Origin of the sequence: Streptomyces globisporus (genome assembly GCF_003501885.1) — a bacterium.
Classification (GTDB): Bacteria; Actinomycetota; Actinomycetes; order Streptomycetales; family Streptomycetaceae; genus Streptomyces; species Streptomyces globisporus_D.
On the sequence record NZ_QWFA01000209.1, the window covers coordinates 1 to 10,767 of the forward strand.

Annotated in this window: 13 protein-coding genes; 5 read left to right on the top strand and 8 right to left on the bottom strand. The window is 70.7% G+C overall.

Annotated elements, in window-relative coordinates; translation table 11 throughout:
* Positions 1-353: 353 nt before the first annotated feature.
* On the bottom strand, positions 354-1,007 hold the full coding sequence (locus D3105_RS28800) for a DNA-3-methyladenine glycosylase (protein ID WP_118905890.1): 654 nt from the start codon (positions 1,005-1,007) through the stop codon (positions 354-356).
* Positions 1,008-1,094: 87 nt separating this feature from the next.
* Between D3105_RS28800 and D3105_RS28805 the strand changes: the two genes are divergently transcribed.
* The 3 genes from D3105_RS28805 to D3105_RS28815 all read left to right on the top strand — a co-directional run bounded on the left by D3105_RS28805 (position 1,095) and on the right by D3105_RS28815 (position 3,152).
* Positions 1,095-1,877 carry a sporulation protein gene (locus D3105_RS28805; protein WP_118905891.1) on the top strand — a complete coding sequence of 261 codons (783 nt, stop codon included), beginning with the start codon at positions 1,095-1,097 and terminating at the stop codon, positions 1,875-1,877.
* Positions 1,878-1,964: 87 nt separating this feature from the next.
* Complete coding sequence (locus D3105_RS28810) at positions 1,965-2,501, top strand: YbhB/YbcL family Raf kinase inhibitor-like protein (RefSeq protein WP_118905892.1); 537 nt, start codon at positions 1,965-1,967, stop codon at positions 2,499-2,501.
* A 138-nt stretch (positions 2,502-2,639) separates the two neighbouring features.
* The gene (locus D3105_RS28815; protein WP_030586321.1) at positions 2,640-3,152 is read left to right on the top strand and encodes an HNH endonuclease; all 513 of its coding nucleotides are present in this window, start codon (positions 2,640-2,642) and stop codon (positions 3,150-3,152) included.
* Between the two features lie 62 nt (positions 3,153-3,214).
* Here the strand turns inward: D3105_RS28815 and D3105_RS28820 are convergent, their stop codons facing one another.
* The 4 genes from D3105_RS28820 to D3105_RS28835 all read right to left on the bottom strand — a co-directional run bounded on the left by D3105_RS28820 (position 3,215) and on the right by D3105_RS28835 (position 6,526).
* Positions 3,215-3,988: a sulfite exporter TauE/SafE family protein gene (locus D3105_RS28820; RefSeq protein ID WP_206272937.1), complete on the bottom strand. Its 774-nt coding sequence runs from the start codon at positions 3,986-3,988 to the stop codon at positions 3,215-3,217.
* 78 nt (positions 3,989-4,066) lie between these two features.
* Positions 4,067-5,047: an SPFH domain-containing protein gene (locus D3105_RS28825; RefSeq protein ID WP_118905893.1), complete on the bottom strand. Its 981-nt coding sequence runs from the start codon at positions 5,045-5,047 to the stop codon at positions 4,067-4,069.
* 165 nt (positions 5,048-5,212) lie between these two features.
* The gene (locus D3105_RS28830; protein ID WP_118905894.1) at positions 5,213-5,641 is read right to left on the bottom strand and encodes an NfeD family protein; all 429 of its coding nucleotides are present in this window, start codon (positions 5,639-5,641) and stop codon (positions 5,213-5,215) included.
* Between the two features lie 87 nt (positions 5,642-5,728).
* Positions 5,729-6,526 (bottom strand): ABC transporter ATP-binding protein, encoded by a 798-nt coding sequence (locus D3105_RS28835; RefSeq protein ID WP_118905895.1) that lies wholly within the window; start codon positions 6,524-6,526, stop codon positions 5,729-5,731.
* 144 nt (positions 6,527-6,670) lie between these two features.
* Between D3105_RS28835 and D3105_RS28840 the strand changes: the two genes are divergently transcribed.
* On the top strand, positions 6,671-7,462 hold the full coding sequence (locus D3105_RS28840) for a hypothetical protein (protein WP_118905896.1): 792 nt from the start codon (positions 6,671-6,673) through the stop codon (positions 7,460-7,462).
* Between the two features lie 177 nt (positions 7,463-7,639).
* Here D3105_RS28840 and D3105_RS28845 read toward each other — a convergent pair whose 3' ends face one another.
* From D3105_RS28845 to D3105_RS28855, 3 genes are all read right to left on the bottom strand, one after another.
* On the bottom strand, positions 7,640-7,891 hold the full coding sequence (locus D3105_RS28845; protein WP_030586340.1) for a chaplin family protein: 252 nt from the start codon (positions 7,889-7,891) through the stop codon (positions 7,640-7,642).
* A 140-nt stretch (positions 7,892-8,031) separates the two neighbouring features.
* Positions 8,032-8,676: a response regulator gene (locus D3105_RS28850; protein WP_032784339.1), complete on the bottom strand. Its 645-nt coding sequence runs from the start codon at positions 8,674-8,676 to the stop codon at positions 8,032-8,034.
* Complete coding sequence (locus D3105_RS28855) at positions 8,669-9,814, bottom strand: GAF domain-containing sensor histidine kinase (protein WP_118905897.1); 1,146 nt, start codon at positions 9,812-9,814, stop codon at positions 8,669-8,671. The genes D3105_RS28850 and D3105_RS28855 overlap by 8 nt, the downstream gene beginning before the upstream one ends.
* A gap of 242 nt (positions 9,815-10,056) precedes the next feature.
* On the opposite strand from D3105_RS28855, the gene D3105_RS28860 reads away from it, so the two are divergent.
* Positions 10,057-10,767, top strand: a 711-nt coding sequence (locus tag D3105_RS28860; RefSeq protein WP_133305718.1) for an SDR family NAD(P)-dependent oxidoreductase, incomplete at its 3' end; no start/stop codon positions are given.

Genomic DNA, 10,767 nt, shown 5'->3' on the forward strand with positions numbered 1-10,767 from the left:
TTCCCGGTCGAAGCGGGGCGCTTTCGAGGTTCTTCGCTTTCGCGCTTTCCCTTTCCGGCGGCTCCAACTTTACCAGACTCTTTTTCGTTCCGTTTCCGGTCCGAATTCGATTTCTGGCGGCCTGTGGAGTGGCCTTGCCTTTCGGCGTGTCCACTACGTTAACCGATTCTCCTGGCAGCTCATAATCGAGCCGATAGGGAGAATTGCGGGCATGCCGAATTCGCACCCGCCAGGGTGAGTCGTAGGTAGTGGTGTGGCCGCTTCGAGTGGCCCGGTCCGGTCCGATGGACTGTGCCGAGAGCTGTACCCGTGTCAAGCGGCTCGGACTACATTAGGCGTCCGCCGAGGGCTCGTCAAGTCGCCTTGCGGCTCGGCCGACGGCGCGGTGCGTGGGCGCGGTACGGACTCACCGTGGGGTCCCCCTCGATCCAGAAGCGCCACGGCTGATGGGCTCCGTCGCCGCCCACTCCGGTGCGGGGGCCGCTCCGTACGAGGTCACGCGGCGGCGGGGTGCCGTGCAGGATGGAGAGCGCCGGGGTGGGGCCGCCGAAGAGGTCGCTGCCGTTCAGGTCGCGGTCGACGTCGAGGGCGGTGGCGAGGCGGGCCGGGCCTTTGGCCAGTTCCTTGTCGTTTCGGGCCGAGATGCGTCGGTCGCGGGCCAGGTGGGCGCCGACGTTGATCTCGCCGGCCCGGAGCAGAACTCCGCTGGCATGTCCGTCTGGGCCGCAGACCAGGTTGAGGCAGTGCCACATCCCGTACGTGAAGTAGACGTACGTGTGGCCGGGCGGGCCGAACATCGTGCTGTTGCGGGCCGTACGGCCGCGGAAGGCGTGCGAGCCGGGGTCGATCTCGCCCGCGTACGCCTCCACCTCGGTCAGGCGCAGCTCGATCGTGCCCGCCGGCTCCCGGCGTACGAGGGTGCGGCCGAGCAGGTCCGGGGCGACCTCCAGGACGTCGCGGTCGAAGAAGTCTCGCGTCAGTGGAGTGCGGTCGGGGCTCTTGGTCATGGCGTCCGAGGGTACTGGGATCGCTCGGACGGGAACCGGCTACCGTCGTGGCGCGTATGTAGGGGTCAGGACCAAGAAGGAGTGACTATGGGCTTCAAGCGGCTGCTCGCGAGCATGGGTGCCGGCGGTGCCTCGGTGGAGACCGAGCTCACCGAGGCGAATGTCGTCCCCGGTGGGGTCGTCCAGGGCGAGGTGCGGATCCAGGGCGGTTCGGTCCCCCAGCAGATCGAGGGACTCAACGTCGGGCTCCAGGCGCGGGTCGAGGTGGAGAGCGGGGACCAGGAGACCAAGCAGGACATCGAGTTCACCAAGCTGAACCTCGGCGGCGCCTTCGAGGTGCAGGCGGGCGCGGTGCACGTGGTGCCGTTCGGTCTGGAGATCCCGTGGGAGACGCCGATCACGATGTTCGGCGGCCAGCAGCTGCGCGGGATGAACATCGGGGTGACCACCGAGCTGGAGATCGCCCGGGCGCTGGACTCCGGTGACCTGGACCCGATCAACGTGCACCCGCTGCCGGCGCAGGAGGCCATCCTCAACGCCTTCCGGCAGCTGGGCTTCGGCTTCCGCAGCGCGGACATGGAGCGCGGTCACATCCGCGGGACGCGTCAGCGGCTGCCGTTCTACCAGGAGATCGAGTTCGTCCCGCCGGCGCAGTACCGCGGGCTGAACCAGGTGGAGCTGACCTTCGTCGCCGACGACCGTGAGATGGACGTCGTCCTGGAGATGGACAAGAAGCCGGGGCTGTTCAGCGAGGGCAGCGACTCCTACCGCGCGTTCAAGGTGGGGCTGCACGACTACCAGCAGACCGACTGGGCGGCGTACCTCAACCAGTGGCTCGCCCAGGTCGGCGGTCAGCGCAACTGGCTCTAGGCGGCGGTACGCCCTTCGGAGCGAGAGCGGTACGCCCCCTACAGTCGGGGAAGAAGGCAGACGAACCGATCAGGAGAGGTGCGAGACGTGACCGAGCCGAACAGGGCCCCGCTGCCGCACGACTTCCATCCGGAGGTGCCGGCGTTCACCGTGGTGAGCGACGACCTCGCGCCGGGAGCCGTGCTGGGCGACGCTCAGGTGCTTGCGGCCGGGAACACTTCGCCGCAGCTGCGGTGGGAGGGTTTCCCCGAGGGGACCAAGAGCTTCGCCGTGACGTGCTTCGACCCGGACGCGCCGACGGGCAGCGGGTTCTGGCACTGGGTGCTCTTCGACCTCCCGGTCTCGGTGACCGAGTTGCCCGCCGGTGCGGGCAGCGGGGAGTTCAAGGGGCTGCCGGCGGGTGCCGTCCAGGCGCGTAACGACTACGGGTCGAAGGAGTTCGGCGGCGCCGCGCCGCCGGCCGGCGAGAATCACCGGTACGTGTTCACGGTGTACGCGGTGGACACCGAGAAGCTCGGGATCGACAGTGATTCCTCGCCCGCGGTGGTCGGGTTCAACCTCCGGTTCCATACGCTCGGGCGTGCGCAGCTGATCGGTGAGTACCAGGCTCCCGCCGGCGATTAGTTCGTCTGCTGTTTGCCCTGCTCTGGTCTTGGAGAGATCAGAGCAGGGCATTTTTTATTGCGTTGTCCATCGCGGCCTGCCCAGCCAGAGTTGATCCGGGCCTGCCAGGGGGCGGGCGGCACACGGGAGGTGGGCAGGATGCGTGACACGTTGGTTCTCAACGCGAGCTTCGAGCCGCTGTCGACAGTGACGCTCAACCGTGCGGTGGTCCTGATCCTGACGGACAAGGCCGTCGTCGAGCAGTCGCATCCCGAGCTCCGTATGCGCGGTGCCGCCGTGGACATTCCGGCGCCCCGGGTGATCAGGCTCTGCCGGTACGTACGGGTGCCGTTCCGAAGACAGGCCCCATGGTCCAGAAGGGGTGTGCTCATACGGGACCAGCACCGGTGCGCGTACTGCGGGCGGCGGGCGTCCACCGTCGACCACGTGGTGCCGCGGGCCCAGGGCGGGCAGGACACCTGGCTGAACACGGTGGCCTCCTGCGCCGAGGACAACCACCGCAAAGCCGCCCGTACGCCGGAGCAGGCGGGGATGCCGCTGCTGAAGCAGCCGTTCGTGCCCTCCCCCGCCGAGGCGATGCTGCTGGCGATGGGGGCCGGTGACCGGGCGGAGCTACCTGAGTGGCTGGACCGGGCGGCCGCGGCGGCGTAGTCGGCGTACGCCTGGTGATGGAGGTGCGGGCCCGTCCCCGGCAGGGGGCGGGCCCACGTGTGTCAGCGGAGCAGCAGCTGGACGATGGCCACCGTGCCGACGGCCACGATGAGGGCGCGCAGGACGGTGGGGCTCAGACGGCGGCCGACCTTGGCGCCTATCTGGCCGCCGATGGCCGAGCCGATCGCGATGAGGGCGACGGCAGTCCAGTCGAAGTGGGCGACGAAGAGGAAGAACAGCGCGGCGATGCTGTTGACGATGGCGGCCAGGACGTTCTTGACGGCGTTGAGGCGCTGCATCGTGTCGTCGAGCAGCATGCCCATGAGGGAGAGGTAGATGATCCCCTGGGCGGCGGTGAAGTAGCCGCCGTAGACGCTGGCGAGCATCAGGCCGGTGAACAGGAGCGGGCCGCCGTCGGGGCGGGCCTCGGTGCCGGTGTGTTCGCGGCGGCGCTGTACGGCTTTGCTGATGCGTGGTTGCAGGATGACGAGGACGAGCGCCATGGCGACGAGGACCGGGACGATCGTCTCGAAGGCCGTGGAGGGCAGGGCGAGCAGGAGCGTGGCTCCGATGAGACCGCCGATGGCGGCTCCGACGCCCAGTTTGATGATCCGGCGGCGCTGGCCGGCCAGTTCCTTGCGGTAGCCGATGGCTCCGCTGATGGAGCCGGGGATGAGGCCCAGCGCGTTGGAGACCGTCGCGGTGACCGGGGGGAGGCCGGTGGCGAGGAGGACGGGGAAGGTGATCAGGGTGCCCGAGCCGACGATCGTGTTGATCGTGCCCGCCCCGACTCCGGCCGCGAAGACGGCGAGTATTTCCCAGATGGACAAGGCCATCTCCTTCGGTGGTCAGTGACGCCTCCCCGCCATGAAGGTCGAGGGGCCTCACTGATCATGCACGAAGGGCTTTCGGGGTCAGGAGACCGGGGGTTCCTCGCGTCGTTCCACCGCGGGGGCCGGGATGCCGCCCTTGGGGCCCCCGCCGTTTCCACCGTCGCCGCCGGTGTTGAAGCCGGGTACGCCGCCGCCGAGGTTGCCGAAGGCTCCACTGAGACCCTTGAGGGCGTCGCCGATCTCGCTGGGCACGATCCAGAGCTTGTTGGCGTCGCCCTCGGCGATCTTCGGGAGCATCTGGAGATACTGGTACGAGAGGAGCTTCTGGTCCGGGTCTCCGGCGTGGATGGCCTCGAAGACCGTGCGGACGGCCTGGGCTTCACCTTCGGCGCGCAGGGCTGCGGCCTTGGCCTCACCCTCGGCGCGCAGGATCGCGGACTGCTTCTCACCCTCGGCGGTGAGGATCTGGGACTGCCTGATGCCCTCGGCGGTGAGGATCGCGGCGCGCTTGTCGCGGTCGGCGCGCATCTGCTTCTCCATCGAGTCCTGGATGGAGGTCGGCGGCTCGATCGCCTTGAGCTCGACCCGGTTGACGCGGATGCCCCACTTGCCGGTGGCCTCGTCGAGGACGCCGCGCAGGGCCGCGTTGATCTCCTCGCGGGACGTGAGGGTCCGCTCCAGGTCCATGCCGCCGATGATGTTGCGGAGGGTCGTGACGGTGAGCTGCTCGATCGCCTGGATGTAGCTGGCCACTTCGTAGGTCGCGGCGCGGGCGTCGGTCACCTGGTAGTAGATGACGGTGTCGATGTTGACGACCAGGTTGTCCTGGGTGATCACCGGCTGCGGCGGGAAGGGCACGACCTGTTCACGGAGGTCGATCCGGTTGCGGATCGAGTCGATGAACGGGACGACGATGTTCAGGCCCGCGTTGAGGGTGCGGGTGTAGCGGCCGAATCGCTCGACGATGGCGGCGCTGGCCTGCGGGATGACCTGAATCGTCTTGATCAGGGCGATGAAGACGAGCACCACCAGAATGATCAGAACGATGACGATCGAGTTCATGGTGTCTCTCGTGCCCTTCGGTTGGCCGGTGGATAGCGGTGATCGGGGTCGGTGCTCATGCGGGGCCGGTGGTCCGTGCGTTGCGGGCCGGTCCAGTTTCTCGTGGTGATCGACATGATCGACTTCGAGTCTGGCAGACCTGGGCCCGCCCCGTGCGTGCTTCGGTCACATGACGACGGCCGTCGCTCCGTCGATGTCGACGACATCGACCTGGGTGCCGGGCTCGAAGACCTGGTCGGCGTCGTAGGAACGGGCGGACCAGACCTCGCCGGCGAGCTTGATGCGGCCCCCGTCGGCCGACACCCGTTCCAGCACGGCGGCCTGACGGCCCTTCAGGGCGTCGATACCGCTGGCCTGTCCTGGCTGTCCGGCCCGGTGTCTGGCGGCGATGGGGCGCACGACGGCGATCAGTGCGACCGAGACCAGGACGAAGACCAGCACCTGGGCGACGATTCCGCCGCCGAGGGCCGCGACGGCCGAGGCGGCCACCGCCCCGACGGCGAACATGCCGAATTCGGGCATCGCGGTCAGGACGAGGGGGATGCCCAGTCCCACCGCGCCGATCAGCCACCACACCCATGCGTCGATGTCCACATGGTCATCGTAGGACTGTCGGTGCGTCACCGACAGGGCGCACGGGGGTCAACTCCGGTGAAATGCCTGCCGGTCGGGGTGCGGCGGTCAGGAGAGCGGGAGGCCGTGGGCGGTGTAGCGGTCGCCGGTGTGCTCGACGATGAGCGGCAGGCCGAAGCAGCGGGAGAGGTTACGGGAGCTGAGCTCGGTCTCCATGGGGCCGGCCGCGAGGATCTTGCCCTGGCGGATCATCAGGACGTGGGTGAACCCGGGTGCGATCTCCTCGACATGGTGGGTGACCATGATCATGGAGGGGGCGAACGGATCGCGGGCGAGGCGGCCGAGGCGGCGGACGAGGTCCTCACGCCCGCCGAGGTCGAGCCCGGCGGCGGGCTCGTCGAGGAGCAGCAGCTCGGGGTCGGTCATCATGGCGCGGGCGATGAGCGTGCGCTTGCGCTCTCCTTCGGAGAGCGTGCCGAACTTGCGGTCCAGGTACTCGGTCATGCCGAGGCGGTCGAGGAAGGCGCGGGCGCGCTCCTCGTCGACGGCTTCGTAGTTCTCGTGCCAGGTGGCGGTCATGCCGTACGCGGCCGTGAGAACCGTCTGCAGCACGGTCTGGCGCTTGGGCAGCTTGTCGGCCATCGCGACGCCCGCCATGCCGATGCGGGGGCGGAGCTCGAAGACGTCGGTGCCGACGCCGCCCAGCTTCTCGCCGAGGACGGTGGCCGTTCCCACGCTCGGGAAGAGGTAGCTGGACGCGAGGTTGAGGAGGGTCGTCTTGCCGGCGCCGTTGGGGCCCAGGATGACCCAGCGCTCCCCCTCCTTGACCGACCAGGAGACGTCTTCCACCAGAGCGCGTCCGTCGCGGACCACGGATACGTCCACCAGCTCCAGTACATCGCTCATGGCGCGTTGTCTCCCCAAGCAGTCTCGTCGATCGTCGCGTGCCGGTGGGCACGGCTCCCAGGGAAAACCTACGCCACCGCGCGAGTGGTTCGGGCGTGAGGTCCGGACCCCGGGCTCGGCCCGGACGTTCCTTAGGCTGTCGGCATGCTTGTCGAACCACGTTCAGGGTTGTTGGCCGCTTGGGGAAACGCGCTTCTGGCGGGGCTCGTCTCGCCGGACGAGGCGGCCCTCGCGATTGTCGGAGAGGACGCGGTGCACCGCGTCGAGGGGCTGCCGGGTGAGGCGGGGCCGGTCGGGCTCACGCTGGCGCTCGGGCGGCTGAGGGGGCTGGGGGCGACCGGTTTCCGGGTCGCGCTGCCGGTGCCGGGGCATCCGCTGGGGCTGAGCGGTCCGCCGGACTTCAACGCGCGGGCGCTGGAGGCGGAGGAGGCGGTCGTCGCGTACGGGGTGCCGTACGGGCTGGTGCCGGAGGTGAGCGAGGCCGGGCCGGAGGGGGATCTGCACATCGAGGTGGTGTGGCGGGTGCTGCCGGTGCGGGAGGCGCCGCCCGCGGATGTGCCGTCGCTGGGCGAGGCGGAGCGGGAGCTGGCGGAGGCGTTGCGGGATGCGACGGCGGTGCTGTCACAGCTGGACGTGGCAGGTTCCGGGCCGGTGGCGGAGGCGGCGGTGGACGCGTACCGGGCGCGGGTGGAGCGGGGTGGTGGGCGCGAGGTGCTGGCGCCGGGATATCCGCCGCGGGCGGTGCGGGTGCTGGAGATGGCGCAGCGGGTGGGGCTGCTGGTCTCGGTGGCGTACGAGAACGGGCACGGCGGTGCGGTGAGCGCGGCGGAGATGGCGGCGCGGGGGGCCGCGTTGCGGCCGGTGGAGCGGGTGGCCCGGCGGGCGGTTGTTGCCGCGTACAACGCGTATGTGGAGGGTGGGGAGGTGCGGCGGTAGGGGCGCGGGCCCTTTGTCCTCAAGCGCCGGACGGGCTGGGTTGTGCGGTGTCCCTGGGCGGGGCCTTGTTGCCGGCTCGGGAGCCCCGCCGTGAGGGTTCCGTCCTCAAGCGCCGGACGGGCTGGAAAGGCTCGCCGGACGGGCTGGAATGGCGGGGCTTCCGGCTTCAGGGGGTGGTCAGTGGTTCAGGCCCAGGTTGCCGAAGGCCGGGTTGAGCAGGCCTACCACGTTGACCGTGTTGCCGACCACGTTCACCGGGACGGCGACCGGGACCTGCACGAGGTTGCCGCTGGCGACGCCCGGGGAGTTGGTGGCCACGCCGTGGGCGTCGGCACCGCTGTGGCCGGTGGCGGAGGCGGCACCGGCGCCGGCGGCGATGAGCCCGCCCGCGATCATCGTGACGGCGGCGGCCTTCTTCAGGTTCTTCACTTCAGGATCCTCCTAGAAAGGCTGCGGCAAGCCGCCGCAGCACGTCCTGGAGAACGCCGTGCCGCCCGGAAGGTTGCGCCGTTCGGGTGACATACACCCGACAGTATGAATCTCGGTCCGGACGGGGAACGTCGGCGACGTCAGCCCACCGCTCCGTGGCGTACCGCCCACAGCGCCGCCTGGGTGCGGTCGGCCAGGTCGAGCTTCATCAGGATGTTCGAGACGTGGGTCTTGACCGTCTTCTCGGAGAGGACGAGGGCTCGGGCGATCTCCCGGTTGGACCGGCCGTCGGCGATGAGGCCGAGCACCTCGCGTTCCCGCTCGGTGAGGGTGCTCCCACGGCCCGTGCCGGTGCCCGCGTCCTCCTGGGCGAGGAGGGCCCCGGCGACCTCGGGCTGGAGCAGGACGTGTCCGGCGTGGACGGAGCGGATGGCGCCGGCCAGGGCGTCCGGGTCGACGTCCTTGTAGACGTAACCGGAGGCCCCGGCGCGCAGGGCGGGGACCACGGTGCGCTGCTCGGTGAAGCTGGTGACGATGAGGACCTTGGCCGGGTTGTCGAGTTCGCGCAGGCGGCGCAGCGCCTCGATGCCGTCGGTGCCGGGCATCTTGATGTCCATCAGCACGACGTCGGGGCGCAGCTCCTCGGTCCGGGCCACGCCCTCCGCGCCGTCGGACGCCTCGCCGACGACCTCTATGTCCTCCTGGATCTCCAGGAAGGTGCGCAGTCCGCGGCGGACCACCTGGTGGTCGTCGACCAGCAGCACCCTGATGATCTTGTCAGCCACCGGGGACCTCCATCTCGATCGTGGCGCCCTTGCCGGGCTCCGATGCAACGGTGAGTCGGCCGCCGACGCTGCTCGCCCGGTGGCGCATGGAGACGAGGCCGAGGTGGCGTCCCGCCCGCCGGACGGCGGTGGGGTCGAACCCGCCCCCGTCGTCGGTGACGCGCAGGACGGTGGCGGTGCCGCGCCGGGCCAGGGTGACGCTCACGCGCTCCGCCCCGGAGTGGCGCAGGGCGTTGTGGAGAGCTTCCTGGGCGACCCGGAGCAGCGCTTCCTCCTGGGCGGCGGGCAGCGCGCGCACTCCGCAGCTCTCGAAGGCGACCTCGGCGGCGTGCGCGCGGTCCAGGACCTGGATCTGGGTGCGGAGGGTGGCGATCAGACCGTCCTCGTCGAGGGCTGCCGGGCGCAGCTCGACGACGGCGGCCCGCAGTTCGTCGACGGCTTCGGCGGCGAGGACGGCGACCTGCTGGAGCTCGCCCTTGGCGCGGACGGGGTCGCGGTCGACGAGGGCGGCGGCGGCCTGGGCGGTGAGGCGGAGCGAGAACAGCTTCTGGCTCACCGCGTCGTGCAGCTCGTGGGCGAGGCGGGAGCGTTCCTCGGCGATGGTCAGCTCGCGGCTGCGCTCGTAGAGGCGAGCGTTGGTCAGGGCGATCGCGGCGTGCTGGGCGAGGATCGAGAGGAGTTCCTCGTCCTCGGCGGTGAAGCCGCAGCCGCCCTCGGGCTTGGGGCACATCTTGTTGGCGAGGAACAGCGCGCCGATGATCTCGTCGCCGTCCGTGATGGGCAGGCCGAGGAAGTCGGACATGTCCGGGTGCGCGTCGGGCCAGCCCTCGAAGCGCGGGTCCTTGCGGACGTCGGCGAGTCGCTCGGGCTTCGCCTGGTGCAGCATCGCGGCGAGGATGCCGTGCTGCCGGGGCAGCGGGCCGATGGCCTTCCACTGTTCGTCGCTGACCCCGTCGACCACGAACTGGGCGAAGCCGCCGTGGTCGTCCGGGACGCCGAGGGCCGCGTACTGGGCGTCCAGCAGCTCGCGGGCGGAGGCGACGATCGTCTTCAGGACGTCGCCCACTTCGAGGTGCCGGCTCATGGCGAGCAGCGCGGCACTCACCGCGGCGAGGCCCGACGGCGGGCGATGACTCATGGGATCACCGTACCGGCGAGGTCCGGGCGGTCGTATCGGGCCCGGGTCGGTGCTCGGCGCGCCGGGACCTAGGCCCGGGCGGGCGGTCCCTCGGCCGGAGGTCGTAGGACTGCCCGGGACCTACGCCGAAGTGCCGGGTACGAGTGCGGCTCCGGGGCGAGGCGCGGTGCGGCCGGGCCTTCCTACGGTGACATCGCCGGGGTCTCCCGGCGGACGCCGAGGGTACGAAGGGGACGGTCACCATGCCGGTCGCGATGATCACGGGTGGTTCGAAGGGGCTGGGACGGGCGTTGGCGGGGGCGCTGGCCGGGGAGGGCTGGGACCTGGTGCTGGACGCCCGCACCGCCGGGGTGCTGGAGGAGACGGCGCGGGAGCTGCGCGGGCGGTACGGGACGCGGGTGGTGGCGGTCCCCGGGGACGTCACGGACTCGGCGCACCGGGCGGATCTGGTGGCGGCGGCCGGTTCGCTGGGCGGGCTCGACCTGCTGGTGAGCAACGCGAGCGTGCTGGGCGCGGAGCCGCTGGTCCGGTTGGACGTGCTGCCGCTGGAGGGGCTGAGGCGGGCGCTGGAGACGAACGTGGTGGCGGCGCTCGGTCTCGTCCAGGAGGCGTTGCCGGCGCTGCGGGCCTCGGAAGCGGGGGCGGTGGTGGTGATCAGCTCGGACGCGGCGGCGGAGCCGTACCCGACGTGGGGTGGTTACGGGGCGTCGAAGGCGGCGCTGGACCAGTTGGCGGCGGTGCTGGGCGAGGAGGAGCCGGGGCTGCGGGTGTGGGCGGTCGACCCGGGCGACATGGCGACGGACCTGTACGCCGCGGCGGTCCCGGAGGACGCGGACGCGGCACGGCCGTCGCCGGAGAGCGTGGCGCCCGCGTTCCTGCGCCTGGTACGGGAGCGCCCGGCCGGGGGACGGTACGCGGCTCCGGCCCTGTTGGAGGGGGCGGCGGGGCAGGGC